Annotated in this window: 16 protein-coding genes; 9 read left to right on the top strand and 7 right to left on the bottom strand. The window is 74.2% G+C overall.

The window, feature by feature from the left end; all coding sequences use genetic code 11:
• Positions 1-17: 17 nt before the first annotated feature.
• Both ACGFIG_RS16725 and ACGFIG_RS16720 read right to left on the bottom strand, forming a co-directional pair.
• The gene (locus ACGFIG_RS16725; protein WP_393003672.1) at positions 18-1,421 is read right to left on the bottom strand and encodes a rhodanese-like domain-containing protein; all 1,404 of its coding nucleotides are present in this window, start codon (positions 1,419-1,421) and stop codon (positions 18-20) included.
• Between the two features lie 178 nt (positions 1,422-1,599).
• The gene (locus tag ACGFIG_RS16720) at positions 1,600-1,869 is read right to left on the bottom strand and encodes a metal-sensitive transcriptional regulator (RefSeq protein WP_393003670.1); all 270 of its coding nucleotides are present in this window, start codon (positions 1,867-1,869) and stop codon (positions 1,600-1,602) included.
• A gap of 211 nt (positions 1,870-2,080) precedes the next feature.
• On the opposite strand from ACGFIG_RS16720, the gene eccB reads away from it, so the two are divergent.
• Positions 2,081-3,466, top strand: a complete 1,386-nt coding sequence (gene eccB / locus ACGFIG_RS16715; protein ID WP_393003668.1) for a type VII secretion protein EccB — start codon at positions 2,081-2,083, stop codon at positions 3,464-3,466.
• 16 nt (positions 3,467-3,482) lie between these two features.
• Here eccB and ACGFIG_RS16710 read toward each other — a convergent pair whose 3' ends face one another.
• From ACGFIG_RS16710 to ACGFIG_RS16695, 4 genes are all read right to left on the bottom strand, one after another.
• Positions 3,483-4,088: a class I SAM-dependent methyltransferase gene (locus tag ACGFIG_RS16710; protein WP_393003666.1), complete on the bottom strand. Its 606-nt coding sequence runs from the start codon at positions 4,086-4,088 to the stop codon at positions 3,483-3,485.
• A gap of 98 nt (positions 4,089-4,186) precedes the next feature.
• The gene (locus ACGFIG_RS16705) at positions 4,187-5,053 is read right to left on the bottom strand and encodes a carbohydrate ABC transporter permease (RefSeq protein ID WP_393003664.1); all 867 of its coding nucleotides are present in this window, start codon (positions 5,051-5,053) and stop codon (positions 4,187-4,189) included.
• Complete coding sequence (locus ACGFIG_RS16700) at positions 5,053-6,012, bottom strand: carbohydrate ABC transporter permease (RefSeq protein ID WP_393003662.1); 960 nt, start codon at positions 6,010-6,012, stop codon at positions 5,053-5,055. The genes ACGFIG_RS16705 and ACGFIG_RS16700 overlap by 1 nt, the downstream gene beginning before the upstream one ends.
• Positions 6,009-7,403 (bottom strand): ABC transporter substrate-binding protein, encoded by a 1,395-nt coding sequence (locus tag ACGFIG_RS16695; RefSeq protein ID WP_393003660.1) that lies wholly within the window; start codon positions 7,401-7,403, stop codon positions 6,009-6,011. Before ACGFIG_RS16695 ends, ACGFIG_RS16700 begins: the two co-directional genes overlap by 4 nt.
• Before the next feature lie 116 nt (positions 7,404-7,519).
• On the opposite strand from ACGFIG_RS16695, the gene ACGFIG_RS16690 reads away from it, so the two are divergent.
• From ACGFIG_RS16690 to ACGFIG_RS16665, 6 genes are all read left to right on the top strand, one after another.
• Complete coding sequence (locus ACGFIG_RS16690; protein ID WP_393003658.1) at positions 7,520-8,560, top strand: zinc-binding alcohol dehydrogenase; 1,041 nt, start codon at positions 7,520-7,522, stop codon at positions 8,558-8,560.
• Complete coding sequence (locus ACGFIG_RS16685; RefSeq protein ID WP_393003656.1) at positions 8,557-9,375, top strand: TIM barrel protein; 819 nt, start codon at positions 8,557-8,559, stop codon at positions 9,373-9,375. The genes ACGFIG_RS16690 and ACGFIG_RS16685 overlap by 4 nt, the downstream gene beginning before the upstream one ends.
• The gene (locus ACGFIG_RS16680) at positions 9,372-10,733 is read left to right on the top strand and encodes a hypothetical protein (RefSeq protein WP_393003654.1); all 1,362 of its coding nucleotides are present in this window, start codon (positions 9,372-9,374) and stop codon (positions 10,731-10,733) included. Before ACGFIG_RS16685 ends, ACGFIG_RS16680 begins: the two co-directional genes overlap by 4 nt.
• A 123-nt stretch (positions 10,734-10,856) precedes the next feature.
• Complete coding sequence (locus tag ACGFIG_RS16675; RefSeq protein WP_393003652.1) at positions 10,857-11,240, top strand: DUF2267 domain-containing protein; 384 nt, start codon at positions 10,857-10,859, stop codon at positions 11,238-11,240.
• A 269-nt stretch (positions 11,241-11,509) separates the two neighbouring features.
• The gene (locus ACGFIG_RS16670; RefSeq protein WP_393003650.1) at positions 11,510-12,265 is read left to right on the top strand and encodes a thioesterase II family protein; all 756 of its coding nucleotides are present in this window, start codon (positions 11,510-11,512) and stop codon (positions 12,263-12,265) included.
• A 126-nt stretch (positions 12,266-12,391) separates the two neighbouring features.
• Positions 12,392-13,327, top strand: a complete 936-nt coding sequence (locus tag ACGFIG_RS16665) for a TauD/TfdA family dioxygenase (protein ID WP_393003648.1) — start codon at positions 12,392-12,394, stop codon at positions 13,325-13,327.
• 94 nt (positions 13,328-13,421) lie between these two features.
• Here the strand turns inward: ACGFIG_RS16665 and ACGFIG_RS16660 are convergent, their stop codons facing one another.
• The gene (locus ACGFIG_RS16660) at positions 13,422-14,684 is read right to left on the bottom strand and encodes a hypothetical protein (RefSeq protein WP_393003646.1); all 1,263 of its coding nucleotides are present in this window, start codon (positions 14,682-14,684) and stop codon (positions 13,422-13,424) included.
• Between the two features lie 326 nt (positions 14,685-15,010).
• Between ACGFIG_RS16660 and ACGFIG_RS16655 the strand changes: the two genes are divergently transcribed.
• Both ACGFIG_RS16655 and ACGFIG_RS16650 read left to right on the top strand, forming a co-directional pair.
• Positions 15,011-16,645, top strand: coding sequence for a BCCT family transporter (locus tag ACGFIG_RS16655; RefSeq protein WP_393003644.1), 1,635 nt, complete (start codon positions 15,011-15,013; stop codon positions 16,643-16,645).
• 127 nt (positions 16,646-16,772) lie between these two features.
• A complete protein-coding gene (locus ACGFIG_RS16650; protein ID WP_393003642.1) occupies positions 16,773-17,351 on the top strand; it encodes an AAA family ATPase in 579 nt (192 codons plus the stop codon).

The raw sequence follows: 17,351 nt of genomic DNA, 5'->3' as shown, positions 1-17,351 counted from the left end.
ACGGGGGCGCGGGTCGGTCAGGCGGCGCGGGGGCTCATGGCGACCCCGGCGGCCTCGGCCCGGTCGAACCTGTCGTCGATGACGACGACCTCGCGGCCCGCGTTGGTCAGCAGGGACGCGGCGACGGTGGCCCGGTACCCGGAGCCGCAGTGCACCCAGACGACGCCGGCGGGCACCTCGGCGAGGCGGCCCGGCAGGTCGGGCAGGGGGATGTGCACGGCGCCCTCGACGTGACCGCCGGTCCACTCGTTGGTCATCCGGACGTCGAGCACGACGTCCGGGGCGGGCAGCCCCGCCGGGGTGTCGCCGGCCCGGGCGGCGGCCAGCGCGGGGAAGTCGGCCATACGCAGCTCACGCAGCTGTCCCGGCTCCGTCGCCCAGTGGCCGGGGTCGCCGGTGGCCTGGGCGGCCGGCCGGTCGATGCCGATGCGGACCAGTTCGCGCTGGGCGTCGGCGACCTGCTCTTCGGTCTCGGCCAGCAGGGTGAGCGGGGTGCCCCAGTCGATGAGCCAGCCGAGCCAGGTCGACATCGGGCCGTCGAGCCCGAGGGCGACCGTGCCCGCCAGGTGCGACGTGGCGTACGCCTTGCGGTGGCGCAGGTCGACGACCCACTGGCCGGCGGCGATCCGCTCTCGCAGTTCGGCGGCGTCGGCGCGGCCGACCGGGGTGAGGTCCACCGGCGCCGGGCCGGCGAGGTTCGCCACGCCCATGTGGGCGTAGTACGCGGGGTAGGCGTCGAGCCCGGCGAGGGTCTCGGTGACGAACTCGTCGGCGGCCAGCCGCAGCACGGGGTTCGCCTGCTTCTCCCGCCCGATGGTCGACTCGGGCGCGTCGGACTGGCTGGCGGAGCAGAAGCTGCCGAATCCGTGGGTGGGCCACACCTCGGCGCCGTCGGGTAGCAGGTCGGCCAGGCGCCTGGCGGAGGCGTGCTGGTGGTGGGCGAGTTCGTGGGCGTGCTGCCCGCCGAGCAGGTCGGTGCGGCCGGTGGTGCCGAAGAGCAGCGAGCCGCCGGTGAACACGCCGACCGGGCGCCAGCCGGCGCCGTCGGCCTCGTCGAGCACGTACGACAGGTGGTGGAACGTGTGCCCCGGCGTGGCGAGCACCCGCAGCCGCAGTGCGCCGGAGACGGGCACCGTGTCGCCGTCGGCCACCGGCGTCCGGTCGAAGCCGACCTCGTCGTCCGCGCCGACGAGGTAGCGGGCGCCGGTCACCCGGGCCAGCTCCAGTCCGCCGGAGACGTAGTCGTTGTGGATGTGGGTCTCCAGCACGTGCGTGACGCGGACGCCCTTCTCGCCCGCGAGGTACAGGATCCGGTCGATGTCCCGCTGGGGGTCGACGACGATCGCCACCGTGCCGTCGGAGGCCAGGTAACTGCGGTCGCCGAGCGAGGACGTCGCGATGACGGACACCTCAACTGCCATTGCCGTGCTCCTTGAGGGTCAGATACCCCGGGGGGTATATGCCGGACACACGTCGGGTATGCCGACGCGTGCGCTGTGTCTACCCGCACGCGCTGCTGTCACGCGGGCGCGTACGGGACGTTCCTGTCGATGACGGTCAGGCGAGGACGGTCATTCGGTCGCGGTCGTTCGGTCGCGGTCAGGCGAGGGCGAGGAAGAGCTTCTCCAGCTCCTCCTCGGTCATCTCCGGGGAGTCCCCCCGCTCGCGGGCGGCGGTGCAGTGGCGCATGCCGGAGGCGATGATCTTGAAGCCGGCCCGGTCGATCGCCTTCGACACCGCGGCGAGCTGGGTCAGCGCCTCGCGGCAGTCCTGGCCGGTCTCCATCATCTCGATGACCGCGTTGAGCTGGCCCCGGGCCCGCTTCAGGCGGGTCAGGGCCTCGCTCGTCATCTCGGGTCGAAGCTGCACCGCACGCCTCCTCGCTCACTCCACGATACCCCGGGGGGTACCCGTACGTGCCATGCTACCTGCTCACGTGAGGAGCGTCCGCGTCCGCGTGGTGATCCTGTTCGCACCGTCGGGTGCCCCGCCGGGAATGCGGCGCCGCCGCGACGCAGGGTCGTCGGCGCATCGACGCAACGCTTATCCTGTGCCCCGACCGCCCACCGGAAGGGATGCGATGCCGTCGCGGCAGGACCAGCTGCACTCGTACCAGTTCACCGTCCAGCGGGCGGTCTCCGCCCTGGTGATGCGGGAGACCGACCCGGCGCAGTCGCCGTTCCGCCGGCTCGCCGGCGCCGGCCTGGCCAGCGTGCTGGTCGCGGCCATCGGGCTGGGCGGGTTCGCCCTCTACGGTCTCTTCACCGGGGGTGGCAGCACGTGGCGCGACCCGGGCGCGGTGATCGTGGAGAAGGAGTCCGGCGCCCGGTTCGTCTACCGGGAGGAGAAGCTGCACCCGGTGCTCAACTACGCGTCGGCTCTGCTGATCATCGGCGCGGAACGGCCGAAGACGGTGCTCGTCTCCCGCCGCGCCATCGACGGGGTGCCGCGCGGGCTGCCGCTGGGCATCGCCGACGCCCCCGACTCGCTGCCCGCCAGGGGGCGGCTGTCCACCGCGCCGTGGACGGTCTGCTCCGTCGCCGCCGAGGCCGACCGGGCGACGCCCCGCTCAGCCCTGCTGATCGGTGTGGCCCCCGGCGGGGGCCGGGCCCTGGGCGATGACGCGCTGCTGCTGCGCGACCCCGACGGCGGGCTGCACCTCGTCTGGCACCAGCGCCGCTACCTGGTGCGGGACAGCAACCGGGTGCTGGCGGCCCTGGCGACCACCCGGGCCGGGGCGGTCCCGGCGGCCCCGGCCCTGCTCAACAGCCTGCCTGCGGGCGCGGACCTCGCGCCGCCGACCCTGCCGGATGCGGGGGAGCGCTCCGCGGCGGTGTCCGGGGCGCGGGTCGGCGACGTCTACCTGGTGCGCAACTCCGGCGGTGGCCGGCAGTACGCCGTCGCGCTGCGCGACGGCCTGGCCGGCATCACCGAGTTGCAGGCCGGCCTGCTGCTCGCCCGCACCGGCCAGGGCGAGCCGAAGCCGATGACGCTCGGGCGGTTCGCGGCGCTGCCCAAGCTGCCCGATCTCACCCCGACGGGGCCCACCGCCCCGCCGACCGCCCCGCCCCGGCTCGCCGCCGCCGACGGGGCGGCGCTCTGCGCCCGGGTGGGCGACGACGGCGGCGTCACGGAGGTCCGGCTCGGCGTACGGCTGCCCGACCTCGCCGCCGCGCCCCGCACCGCCCCGGTGGCCGGGGGCGGGGTGCGCGCCGACCACGTCGTGGTGGAGCCGGGCCGGGGCGCGGTGGTCGAGGCGGTCGCGGCGCCCGGCGCGACCGGCGGCGCGGTCTCCGTGGTCACCGACCTGGGCCGGCGCCATGCCCTCGCCGGCGGCGAGGTGCTCGGCACGCTCGGCTACCGCGACGTGCGGCCGGTGCGGCTGCCGGCCAGTCTGGTCGCCCTGGTGCCCGCCGGCGCCACCCTCGACCCGGCCGCCGCGCGGGTCGTCGCCGCCCCCGCCTGAGTCCGCCCCGCGTGGATCAGTCGGCGGGGCGGCGCAGCACGGTGACGGCGAAGTCGGCGTCGTCGCGCCACGGGCGCAGGTCCCACGTGGCGAAGCGGTGCTCCAGCCGCAGCCCGGCGGCGACGGCGTCGGCGTCGAACCCGGTCAGCGGGTAACCCCGGTCGGTGCCGAAGCCGACCGCCAGCACGCCGTCGGGGCGCAGGTGGGCCGCGACGCGGCGCAGCACCTCCCGCTCGGTGCCGGGGGCGACGAAGGCCAGCACGTTGCCGGCGACGACCGCCGCGTCGAACAGCTCCGGCTCGCCGACCGCCGCCAGGTCCAGCTCGGCCAGGTCGGCGACCAGCCAGCGCGGGCCGGGATGGTCGGCGCGGGCGGCCTCGACCAGCGCCGGGTCGGCGTCCACCCCGACCACGGTGTGGCCCCGGGCGGCCAGCGCCGCGCCCACCCGCCCGGTGCCGCAGCCCGCGTCGAGGATCCGGGAGCCGGGCGCGACCAGCGCGTCCAGCAGCCGCGCCTCGCCGGCCAGGTCGGCCCCCTCGGCGGCCAGCCGACGGAACCGGTCGATGTACCACTGCGAGTGCTCCGGACCGGTGTCGGTCTCCCATCGGGTCGGGTTTCCCATGCGGCCACCGTAGCCGGGCCACCGGTCTCCCCGCCGGGTCGGGGCGGTGGTCACCCGGCTCATCCTCGGTCAGCCCACCGTCCGGCAACCCCGCCGCCTCAGCCCTTCTCCGCGCCGCTGGTGAGCCCCTCGGTGAGCAGGCGTTCGCTGGCGAAGAAGAGGATCACGATGGGCAGGGTGAGGATCACCGAGCCGGCCATCAGCACCGTCTTCGGCACCTCGACGCCGTCCGCGAGCTGCGCCAGGCCCAGCGACACCGTCCACCGGTGCGGCTTGTCGACCAGGAACAGCAGGGCGAACAGGAACTCGTTCCAGGCGATCATGAAGTCGTACAGGGCGACGGCCATGATCGACGGCGCGGCCAGGGGGAGGCTGACCCGGCGGATGATGCCGAGCCGCCCGGCGCCGTCGATGGCCGCCGACTCCTCCAGGCTGACCGGGATCGTCTCGAAGTAGTTGCGCAGCATGTAGACCGAGACGGGCAGGGTCTGCGAGATGTAGACCAGCACCAGGCCGAGCAGCGAGCCGCGCAGCCCGGCCCGGGTGAAGACCACGAAGAGCGGGATGGCGATGACGATCGACGGGAAGAGGTAGACCGCCAGGAAGAGGAAGTCGACCTGCCGCCGGCCGAAGAAGCGCAGCCGGGCGACCGCGTACGCGCCGGGGATCGCCACGGCCAGCGTCAGCAGCGTCGCCGCGACCGCGACCAGGCCGCTGTTGCGTAGGAAGGTGAGGAAACCCTGGCCGCCGTCGTCGACGGCCCTGACCACCTCGGCGTACGTGTCGAAGGTCAGCTCGCCGAGGCCCACCACCAGCGAGCCCGGATCGAGCAGCAGCCGCTCGATGGGGCGCACCGAGAGCACCAGCATGTAGTAGAAGGGAAAGGCGGTGACCAGCAGGAACGCGGCGATCACCAGCCGGCGCAGCCAGCGCAGGCCCACCGTCTCGATCCGGTCCCGGTCCATCAGCCGTCCCTCCGTGCGCCGAAGAAGCGCAGGTACACCACCACGAACACGATGAGCACCACGGCGAGTACGACCGCCTGTGCCGCCGCCGCGCCGATGTCCGTACGCGCGGTCAGGAACTCGTAGACTCGGACGCTGACCACCTCGGTGCCGGCGGCGCCGCCGGTGAGCAGGTAGACGTCGTCGAACTTGTTGAACGTCATGATGAACCGCAGCACGCCCAGCAGGCCGATCACCGGCAGCAGTTGCGGCAGCAGGATGTGCCGGAACCGCTGGGTGGGCGTGGCCCCGTCGACCCGGGCCGCCTCCTCCAGCTCGCCGGGAACCGCCTGGAGCCGGGCGAGCAGGAACAGGAACGCGAACGGGAAGTAGCGCCACGCCTCGAAGGCGACCACCGTGGCCAGGGCGGTCGACTCCTGGGACAGGAACGGCACCGGGGTGTCCCAGCCGAGGAACCGCCGCCCCCAGTCGTTGACGATGCCGAGCTGCGGGTCGAGCATCACCTGCCAGACGAAGGTGACCGCGACCACCGGCGCCACGTACGGCAGCAGCATCGACGCGCGCACCAGGGTGCGGCCCCGGAACGGCCGGCGTACGACCAGCGCCGCCACCAGGCCGAGCACGATCGAGCCGGCGGTGCTGGCCACGGCGTAGACCAGCGTGGTCCACAGCGTGTCGGCGAAGCCGGGGGTGTTCAGCACCCGCTCGACGTTGTCCATGGTGAACTCGCCGAACAGCCCGGTGCGCCGCAGCGTGGCCAGGCGTACCCGCTGGAAGGCCAGCACGACGGTCCAGACGATGGGGATGCCGATCACGGCGACCACGACGAGCAGGGTCGGGGCGACCAGCGCGAGCCCGGCGCGGGACTCTCTGCGGCGCAGGGTCAGCGGCCGGCGGCGGGCCGGGGCCGGCCGCTCCCGGGCGGGGGAGCGGCCGGTGCCCGGTGGGGCGGTGGTCAATTGACGCCCGCCTTGATCGCCTCCACGTCCTTCTTCGCCCGGCCGGCGGCCGCGGCGGCGTCGGTCCTGCCGGCGATCACGTCGTTCAGGGCCTTGGGCACCGGCAGCTCGCCGAGGATCGCGCCGACCAGCTTGCCCTGGCCCTGGGCCAGACCCCAGCGCTGGAAGGTGTCGGGGCTGCGCCGCAGGCTCGCGAGCACGTCCTCGCCGTAGACCTCGGCGAGCGGCTTGCGGGTGTCGACCCCGGCCTGGCTGGTGTTCCAGGCGGCGAGGAACTTCTCCGGCTCGGTCAGGGTGCCCTTGCGGACGGGGAAGCGCCCCTCGGGGGACATGCCGAACCAGCGCGGGTAACCCTCGCCGAGCATGTGCTCCACGAGGGCGCTGGCCGGGCCGGTGGCCGCGCCGTCGAGCACCGCCCAGGAGCTGATCTCGCCGTACTGGGCGGGTTCGGGGCCGTTCGGGCCCTTGATCGCGGTGACGAAGCCGCTGTTCTTCGCGAGGAACGCCGGGTCGGCCTGGCACTGCGGGCAGGTCGGCCTGGCGTCGTCGCGCAGGCCGGCCAGCTCGTCGAGGATGAACGGCGACCAGACCAGCATGGCCGCCTTGCCGGCGAAGTAGGTGGCCCGGGTGGTGTCGACGTCCTGCGCGCCCCTGACCGAGCTGGTGCGCATCAGGTCGCCGTAGAACCGGAACGCCTCGACGCACTCCGGGGAGTCCAGCCTCACGGCCCCGGAGTCGTCGGTGAGCTGGCAGTTGTTGGCCAGCGCGAGATGTTCGAAGGTCTGCTGGGTGAACACGTCGCCGGGCGCGGTGGCGGCGGTGACGCCCGCGACGCCGCCGGCGTTGAGCCTCGTCGCGGCGGCGGCGATCCGCTCGTACGTGTCGGGGGCGGGCAGCCCGGCGGCGGCGAACAGGTCCTTGCGGTAGACGAGCAGCTGGCCCCAGCCGTCGCTGGGCACGGCGAGCTGCACGCCGTCGTCCGAGGTCAGCTCCAGGGCGCGCGGTGCGAAGGTCTGCCGGCCGAGTTTCTCGACGACCTCCGCGTTCGCCGAGGGGTGCAGCAGTTCGTTGCCGGCGAGGGTACGGACGCCGGCGAGCGGGAGCGCGCCGACCACGTCGGGCAGCTCCCCGGCGGCGGCGCTGGTGGCGATCAGGGAGGGGAACTGGTCCTCGTTGACGGTGACCAGGTCGACGGCGATGCCGGTGCTGGCGGTGAAGTCGGCGATGATCGCCTTGGTGGCCGTGACCCGGTCGGCCACGTCCTCCAGGCTCCACACGGTGATCTTCCTGCTGTCGCTGTCGGATCTGTCGTCGCCGCAGGCCAGCAGACCGGCCCCGGTGACTGCCATGATCAGGGTGGCGGCGAGTATCCGCATCGGAGGTGCTGACATCGGTGGCACTCCTCTCGAAGGGTATACAAAGGATTGAACGCCTTCGATTGATCAATTACAAGACATATGCCGATTTATTGCCTACGATGGAACCCAGTGCTACCGGGATGTGACTCATGGTCAACTGGGTTGTCTCGCTCGCCGGGCCCCGCCGGATCAGCCTCGAGCCCTGCCTTCCGGACCCGCTCGGCCCCGGCCGGGTCCGCGTCCACACCTGCTACTCCGGCATCTCGGCCGGCACGGAACTCACCCTCTACCGGGGCAGCAACCCCCGGCTGAGCAAGGACTGGGACGACGTCAGCCGGATGTTCGTGCCCCGGCAGAGCACCGTGCCGTACCCGCTGGTGGGCTTCGGCTACGAGGAGGTCGGCGAGATCGTCGAGGTCGCGCCCGACGTGGTCGACCGGCGGGTGGGGCAGGTCGTCTGGGGCATCTGGGGGCACCGCGCCGAGGCCGTCGTGCCCGCCGACACGGTGCACCCGCTGCCCGCGAACCTGGATCCCCTCGCGGCGGTCTTCGCCCGCCCCGGGGCGATCGCCCTCACCGCGGTGCTCGCCGGCGACCTGCACCTGGGCGACTGGGTCGCGGTCTTCGGGCAGGGCGTCATCGGGCTGCTCGCCACCCGGCTCGCCGTCCTCTCCGGCGCGCGGGTCGTCGCCGTCGACCGGGTACCCGCCCGGCTGGCCCAGGCCGCCCGGCTCGGCGCGCGCCTCGTCGTCGACGCGGGCGCCGAGTCGGCCGCGACCGTGCTGCGCCAAGCCACCGACGGGAGGGGCGCGGACGTCTGCCTGGAGCTGTCCGGGGCGTACCCGGCGCTGCACGAGGCGATCCGCGCCACCACCCACGCCGGCCGCGTCGTGGCCGCCGGCTTCTACCAGGGGCAGGCCGACGGGCTCGGCCTGGGTGAGGAGTTCCACCACAACCGGATCCAGCTGGTGGCGGCCCAGGTCTCCGGGCCGACCCCGGCACCCGGCATGGCCGGCCGGTGGACCGGGGCCCGCGTCGCACACACCTTCATGGACCTGGTGGCCGAGGGCAGCGTCGACCCGCTGCCGCTGGTGAGCCACGTCGTCGACGCGAGCGCGGTGGCCGACGCGCTCGCGCTGCTCGACCGCGGTGACGCTGACGCCCTCCAAGTCGTGCTGAGGTTCCGATGACCATTCCACTCGCCTGCCAGGAGCAGCTCCTGCCGGGCACCGACCTGATCCAGAAGTACGCGCTCGCCACCGCGCTCGGCTACGACGCGATCGAGCTGCGCGGCCGAGGCGACCTCGGCCTCGCCCGCCGGCTGCCCGAGCTGCGCCGGGCCCGCGCCGCCGGGGTGCCCATGCCCACCGTCTGCGTCGAGATGGACCACTTCATCGGCGACTTCGACCCCGACCGGTCCCGCGACGCCGTGCGCAACCTGCGCTCCCAGCTCTCCGTGATCGCCGAGCTGGGCGGCGTCGGGGCGATGACCCCGGCCGCGTGGGGGATGTTCTCCCGGCGACTGCCGCCGTTCGAGCCGCCCCGGCCGCCGGCCGGCGACCGGCAGGTGCTCGTCGACGCCCTGGGCGAGCTGGGGGAGCACGCCCGCGCCGAGGGGGTCACCCTCTTCCTGGAACCGCTCAACCGGTACGAGGACCACATGGTCAACCGGCTCGACGACGCCGTCGCCCTCTGCGCGGCCGTCGGGCTGCCCTCGGTGCGGGTGGTGGCGGACACCTTCCACATGAACATCGAGGAGGACGACGTGCACCGGGCGCTGCGCGCCGCCGCGCCGTACCTCGGGCACGTGCAGGTCAGCGACTCCAACCGCCACCAGCCCGGCGCCGGGCACCTCGACTGGCCGGCGCTGGTGCGCACCCTGTTGGAGATCGACTACCGGGGCTGGCTGGCGCTGGAGTGCCGGCTGCGCGGCGACCCCGTACGCGCCCTGCACCAGGCCGCCACCGTGCTGCGGCACGCGCTGCCCCGGCAGGCGGCGGCATGAGCACCGGCACCGCCGGCGGCGCGTACACCGCCGACGCCGGGGCCCGCGACGCCGGGGCGCTGCGCCGCCTCGCCGTCGCCACCCTCGAGGCCAACTGGGAACACGACCACACCGTGCCGTCGCGCACCCTCTACCCGCACCAGTGGAGCTGGGACTCGGCGTTCATCGCGATCGGCTGGTCCCACGTCCGCCCCGACCGCGCCTGGCGGGAACTGGCCAGCCTGTTCCGGGCCCAGTGGCTCGACGGGCGGGTGCCGCACATCGTGTTCAACCCGGCGCTGCGCGTCGGCTCCTACTTCCCCGGGCCGGAGTTCTGGGCGTCGGCGCTCGCCGAGGGCGCCCCGGCCGCCGCCACCTCCGGGCTGATCCAGCCGCCCGTGCACGCGCCCGCCGCCTGGCTGGCGTACCGGCGGTGCCCCTCCGAGGCCGCGCGGGCGGCGCTGCGCCGGCTCTATCCCCGGCTGGTGGCCCAGCAGCGCTACCTCGCCGCGCACCGGGACGTCGGCGGGGGCGGGCTGGCCTGCATCGTCCACCCGTGGGAGTCCGGGCTGGACAACAGCCCCGCCTGGGACGCGCCGCTGGCGGCGGTGCCCGCCGACGCGGCCGTCATGCGCGCGTACCGCCGGCACGACACCGCCCACGCCGACGCCGCGCACCGCCCCACCGACCTCGACTACGCGCGCTACGTCGCGATCGTGGCGTCCTACCGCGAGCGCCGCTACCGCGACGCCGACCTGGCCGCCCGGCACCCGTTCCTGGTGGAGTGCCCGCTCGTCAACGCCGCGATGGGCGCCGCCGAGCACGCCCTCGCCCGGATCGCGCCGCTGGCCGGCGCCGACCCCGGCCCGCACCGGGAGCGCGCCGCGCGGATCACCGAGGCCCTCCTGAGCCGGCTGTACGACCCGACGACCGGCACCTTCCAGCCCCGGGACCTGCGCGCCGACCGGCTCGTGCCGACCCGCACGGTACTCGGCCTGACCCCGCTCGTGCTGCCCGACCTGCCGGCGCGGCAGGCGTCGGCACTGGTCTCCGAGGCGTGCTCCCCGCGCTTCGGGCTGGCCGCCCGGATGGACCGGCCGCTGCCCAGCCACGACCGCACGGCGCCGGACTTCGAGCCGCTGCGCTACTGGCGCGGGCCGAGCTGGATGAACATCAACTGGCTGGTGCAGCGAGGGCTGCTGTGCCACGGACGACCCGACCTGGCCGCCGGCCTGCGCGACTCGATGATCGAGCTGGTGGCCCGCTCGGGCTGCCACGAGTACTTCCATCCGGACACCGGGGCCGGGCTCGGCTCACCGGCCTTCAGCTGGACGGCCGCGCTGCTGCTCGACGTCCTCGCCGCCGACCCGACCGGCTGAGCCGACCCGGCGGGGCACCCGACGGATCCGGCGGCGATTCCCGCTCGGCGACGCCGCCGGTCGCGACGGTTTGCCGACACCGGGCGCGGGTAAGCGCGGGGCCGGTGACGACAGGAGGCGGCCGTGCGGTTTCCCCTATTCGTCGATGCGGTGTCCCGCCGCGCCGGCCTGCCCACCACGCAGGCCGCCACGATCGCCCGCGCCGTGTTGCAGACCATGGTGGAGCGGATGAGCGGTGGCGCTGCCGCCCGCCTCCCCGACGAACTGGACGGGTACCTCACGGGCCCCGGCGGCGACGGCGCGGCTCCCGCGCCCGGACCGGCGGACTTCGTCCGTCGGGTGGGGGAGCGGGCCGGGGTGGACGAGGCCACCGCCCGGACGGCCACCGGCGCCGTCTTCGCCACCCTCCGGGAGGCGGTCACCGTCGACGAGTTCCGCGACATGGTGGCCCGCCTGCCCCGGGACTTCGACGGCATGACGCAGCCGATCCCCCGCCCGGACGCCTGACCGGCCGTCGCGCCGCCACCCGTCGAACCGCTCCCCGCGGCGATCCGGCACGCGGATCTCCGCGTACCGGCGACGCGCCCTATGCTTCTGTCGACATGGCCCCATAGGTGTTTCATGAGGCCGCTCGTGGAGCATGGCGAGCGGCCCACGTGGCCGGTCCAGCGGCGTCGACGGCTGCCCCGCACCCCGGGCGGCCCGGCCCGCCGGAGCGGCCACGCACCCGCTCCAGCGCCAGCGGCACTGGAGCGTCCCCCGACGAAAGGCGCGCGGTGACCTGGTTCCTCCCCGCCGACGACCGGCGCTCCGCCCCGGTCCAACTGTTCTGCCTGCCCTACGCCGGCGGCGGCGCGAGCATCTTCCGGCGCTGGCAGGACGGTCTCCCCGACGTCGAGGTGCTGCCGGTGCAGCTGCCCGGCCGCGAGAACCGGATCAGCGAGGACCCGGCGTTCCGGGCCGCCGACGTCGCGTACGCGATCGCGGAGCGGATCCGTGGCCCGTACGCGATCTACGGCCACTCGATGGGCGGCCGGGTCGCCTTCGAGATCGTCCGCGAGCTGCGCCGCGCCGGCCGCCCGCTGCCGCTGCGCCTCTACGTCGGCGGCGCGCGTGCCCCGCACGTCAACGCGCCCAGCCACTTCGACGGACTGTCCGAGGTGGACGACGACGAGTTGCTGCGCCGCCTGGAGGCCGGCGGCGGGTTGCCGGCGGGGCTGCTGGAGTATCCCGAGCTGGTCGAGCTGCTGCTGCCCCTGCTGCGCGCCGACTTCGCCCAGGTGGACGGCTACCGCTACACCCCCGAGGAGCCCCTGCCGATGCCGATCGTGGCCTTCAGCGGGCGCGCCGACGACACCGTCTACCGGGAGCACAGCGGCGGCTGGCGGGAGCACAGCAGCGCCGGCTTCACGTTGCACGAGATCGACGGCGGGCACTTCTTCCTCAACGAGCGGCTGCCCGAGCTGCTCGCCGTGATCCGCGCGGACCTCGCGGCGGCCCACGCCGAGGCGGCCGCCCGCCGCCACGGCTGAGCTGACCGGCACGGGCCGCCGTCCGGACCACCGTCCCGCCACGCGCGACGTCGGCGGGGCGAGGAGCCGTCAGCACCGCCATCCGCCGACGTCCGCGACGTCGGCGGCGACGACAGGAGTGAGAGCATGAGTGATCCGGGCGCCACGCTGCCGGTGGTCGTCGAGAACGACGGCCGCGAGCTGACCGAGCTGATCGCCGCCCGCCGTGCGGAGCTGCGCGCGAGCCTCGTGGCGCACGGCGGCCTGTTGTTCCGCGGGTTCGACGTGGGCGGCGTCGAGGGCTTCGACCGGGTGGTACGGGCGCTGTCCGGTGAGCCGCTGCTCTACACCGAGCGTTCGTCGCCCCGGCACGCCATCGCCGGCCGGGTCTACACCTCGACCGACTACCCGCCGGACGAGGAGATCTTCCTGCACAACGAGAACTCGTACCAGGCCCGCTGGCCGCTGACGTTGTTCTTCCACTGCCTCACCCCGCCGGACACGCAGGGCGCCACCCCGCTGGCCGACGTCCGCCGGGTGCACGACGAGATCGACCCGGCGGTACGCGAGGAGTTCCTCCGCCGCCGCTGGATGCTGGTACGCAACTTCCACAGCGACTTCGGCGCCCCGTGGCAGCACGTCTTCGGCACTGAGGACCGTGCCGAGGTCGAGGCGTACGCGGCGGCGAACCGGATCGAGGTGCAGTGGCAGGGCGCCGACGGGCTGCGTACCCGCGCGGTGCGCGACGCGGTGCACCACCGGCCCGGCTCGGACACCCCGCGCTGGTTCAACCACGCCACGTTCTTCCACGTGAGCACCCTGGCCAAGGACCTCCAGGAGGGACTGCTCGCCATGTTCGGCACCGAGGGGCTGCCGGCCAACACCTACTACGGCGACGGCGGCGAGATCCCCGACGACGTCGTGGAGCACCTGCGGGCCGCGTACCGGACGGCCAGCGTCCGCTTCGACTACCAGCGCGACGACGTGCTCGTCGTGGACAACATGACCGCCGCGCACGGGCGGGAACCGTTCACCGGCCCCCGCAAGATCGCCGTCGCGATGGCCGAGGCGCACACCCCCTGACGCTGCTGTCCGGGCCGCTGGCCCCGCACATCCCGCCGGTGTCGAGCGGCCCGGCGCCGGCCTCAGGCTTCGTCGTGGCGGCCCGGCGCCGACCTCAGGCCTCGTCGCGGCGGCCCGCGACGTCGGCCTCCGGCAGCTCCTCCGGATCGGCGACCCAGGCGGAGAAGACCGGAATCCCGTGCCACGGGCCGGGCTCCCCACCGCCGGGCCGGTCGTCGGTGGCAACCGCCACCACGGCGTACGGGTGGCCGAAGCGCAGTTCCGCGATCCGGGCCACCCCCTCCGGTGGCAGGCTGACCGCCGAGGCGAAGCCGGTGACGGCGGCCGCCTCGAAGCCGTACCGGCCGTAGCGGGCCACCGCCGCCTGGGCCGCCTCGAAGTCGAGCCCCGGCGAGCCCAGCAACCCCTCGAACGCCCCGGCGACGGCGGAGAAGCCCAACCCGGATGCGGTCAGGTCGTGCCGGCTGCGGGCCGACCAGCAGGGCAGCACGGCGCTGACCCGCTCCTCCCGCCCATCCGGCGCGTACGTGTAGGTCGGCTCCTCGCGCAGCGTCCACAACGGACCGTCGCCCAGTGGGACGTCGAACAGGGACCGCCGCTGTGCCGGCAGTTCACGCTCCGGCGTGTCGGCGGCGGCCGTCGCCATCTCGTGGGCCGCCGCGAGGACGTACGCGGCCGGTACGTCGGGTGCCGCGACGACGGAGACCACCAGCAGCCCGGCCCCGCCGGGGGCGGTACGCGCCGGGGCGGCGTGCGCGGCCACGGTGCCGGCCCACACGGTGCCCGCGATCCAGCAGCGGTGGCCGTACTCCGGGCTGCGCAACACCCGGCGCAGCCCGCGGGCCCAGGCGCTGCCCGGACCGAGGGCGTCGGCCGGCGCCACCTGGAACGGATTCGCCCACGAGACGCGGGTGGCCAGCGCGCTGGCCAGCACCAGCAGCACCCGGGGGGTGACCTCCAGTGGGAACGCGTCGATGAGACCGAGCGTGTGCTCGCGGGCCCACGCGTCGAGTCCGGCCTGGTCCGGCAACGGCCCGGTCGTGGTCGACGCGGGCAGCGCCGACCGCCAGCCGTCGAGCCCGGCCGTCGCGACTCCCGGCTGCTGCCAGAACGCGGTCGCCGAGGGCACCAGCGGATGCGGCGCCGCCAGCAGGGCGCCGGCGGCTGCGGCGGCGGCCTCCGCGTCCGTGCCGAGCGCCTCCTCCAGCGCGGCGCGGGTCGAACCGGTGGCGGCCGGCGCGGCGAGCGCCAACAGCAGCCACGCGCCGAGCGGGGACGCGACGTGGTGCCCGTCGCCGATCACGGCGTGCAGACGGTCGGCGTAGTGGGCCAGGGGCGTACGGATGTCGGTCGTCACCGCCCCACTGTGCCCGCTCGATGAGGTCACGTCACCACCACCACCGTGGAGCGCCCCTCCGGTTTTGTCACAGCACTGTCATGAGACCGCAGGGTCCCCTCCACCATCGACGCCGAGAGTAATCGCCGGTCGTCGCCGGCGTCCCTGGCAGTCGAACTCGGGCGGGTTCCCCTGAGCCCGCCCGTGGACGGCGGGGCGCCCAGCGGTACCTGTCCGAATTCCCGGCGCCCAGACGGGTCGCGGGACAACTTGAGATGCGGGCCGACCGGCGCGCGGCGCCGGCAATGTGGCCTGCGCGCCCGGACGCCCACGGAGGTCCACAGACCATGACCGTGTCCGCCACAGGCCCGGCAATCGACGACACCCCGCCGGACGGCGCACCACCTGGACCGGGCCGCCCCCGGCAGGGCATCGACCGGACGGTGCTGGGCGTCGCCGCCGTGGTGTCCGTCCTCTTCGTCGCGTGGGGCATCGTCGCCACCGAGAACCTGGCTTCGGTCAGCGGCACCGCGCTCGACTGGGTGGTGCGCTCGTTCGGCTGGGTCTTCGTGCTGGCCAGCACCGGCTTCGTGGTGCTCTCGATCTGGCTGGCGTGCAGCCGGTACGGCCGGATCAAGCTCGGCCGCGACGACGACAAGCCCGAGTTCGCCACCGTCTCGTGGGTGGCGATGATGTTCAGCGCCGGCATGGGCATCGGCCTGATGTTCTGGGGTGCCGCCGAGCCGCTGTCGCACCTGGCGACCCCGCCGCGCGGCCTCAACGAACCGAACACCCCGCAGGCCGCCCGGGTGGCCATGGAGTACTCCCTGTTCCACTGGGCACTGCACCCGTGGGCGATCTACGCCGTCGTGGGCCTGGCGCTGGCGTACTTCACCTTCCGCAAGGGCCGGCGAGGTCTGATCAGCAGCGCCTTCTTCCCCCTCATCGGGGAGCGCGCCGGTCGTGGGCCCGGCCGGGCCATCGACGTCTTCGCGATCCTCGCGACGCTGTTCGGCTCGGCCGTCTCCCTCGGCCTCGGCGCCCTCCAGATCAACAGCGGCCTGACCAACCTCTGGGACGTGCCGAAGTCCACGCCGCTGGCGATCGGCATCATCGCGGCGCTCACCGTCGCGTTCGTGGTCTCCGCCGTCACGGGCGTCAAGCGGGGCATCCAGTTCCTGTCGAACACCAACATGGTGCTCGCGGTGGCGTTGATGTTCTTCCTGCTCGTGGTGGGCCCGACGGTCTTCGTCCTCAACACGCTCACCGCGTCGACGGGCGGCTACCTGTTCAACCTCGTTCCGATGAGCTTCCGCACCGGCGCCTTCGGCGGCGAGCAGTGGATGGCCGGTTGGACCATCTTCTACTGGGCCTGGTGGATCTCCTGGACCCCGTTCGTCGGCGCCTTCGTCGCCCGCATCTCCAAGGGCCGCACCATCCGGCAGTTCATCCTCGGTGTGGTGGCCGTCCCGAGCCTCGTCAGCATCGTCTGGTTCTCGGTGTTCGGTGGCACCGCCATCGACCTGCAACTCGGCGGCACCGACCTGTCGGCCGCGGTCAAGCAGAGCCCCGAGGCGGCACTCTTCGCGGTGCTGCGGGAGTTCCCGTTCTTCACCGTCACCGCGATCGTGGTCATGGTGCTGGTGGCGCTCTTCTTCGTCAGCGGCGCTGACGCCGCCTCGGTGGTGATGGGCACGCTCTCCTCGCGCGGCAATCTGGAGCCGAAGGCCTGGCTGGTCTCGATGTGGGGCATCCTGACCGGCCTGGTGGCCGCGGTGCTGCTGCTCGCCGGTGGGCTTTCCGCCCTCCAGTCGCTGACCATCCTGGCCGCCCTGCCGTTCCTGTTCGTGATGGTCGGCATGGTGGTCGGGCTGCTCCGTGAGCTGCGGCGCGAGCCGGACAGCGCCACGATGCCCCCGCAACTGCGCGCCCTCGTGTCGGCCACCGCGCCACCGGCACCCACCGATCCCGACGCTTCCTGACCGATACCAGTGGCGGGAGCCGTCCCGGACCGGGGCGGCCCCCGCCACGCCGTGCTCGGACGTACGATCGGGCGTCCGTACGGCGGGGCCCCGCAGGATCCCCCCGGGCCGATTGAGGAGGCGCGCAGTGACACAGGTCCCGCCCGTCGCCGCGGCGGTGCCGCGCCTGATCGTGCTCAACGGGCCGCCCGGCTGCGGCAAGTCGACGCTGGCCCGGCGGTACGTCGAGGACCACCCGCTCGCGCTCGACCTCGACATCGACCGGATCCGCGACCTCATCGGCGGGTGGCGTGAGCAGGCTGGTCCCGCCGGCCTCCTCGCCCGTGGCGTCGCCCTGGCGGCGGCCCGGACGCACCTGACCGGCGGCCACGACGTGATCGTCCCGCAGTTCCTCGGCCGTGTCGACTTCATCGAGCAGGCCGAGCGCGTCGCGCACGACACCGGCGCGGACTTCCACGAGATCGTCCTGCTCGACGACAAGGAGAACGCGCTGCGGCGCTTCGCCGAACGCAGCCGTACCTCCAGCGACCCTGGGCATCTCGACGCCCAGCGCCTGCTCGACCGCTACGGCGGGGCCACTGAGCTGGCGGCCATGTACGACCGGCTGCTCGCGGTCATGGCCACCCGGCCCGGGACGCGGGTGGTACGCACCGAGCACGGCAGGGAGGACGAGGCCTACCGGCGGCTCCTCGCCTGCCTCGCGTAG

It is taken from the genome of Micromonospora sp. NPDC049048, assembly GCF_043197615.1.
Taxonomy (GTDB): Bacteria; Actinomycetota; Actinomycetes; order Mycobacteriales; family Micromonosporaceae; genus Micromonospora.
The sequence above is the reverse complement of the archived record's forward strand: the minus strand, read 5'-3'. Positions and strand labels throughout refer to the sequence as shown.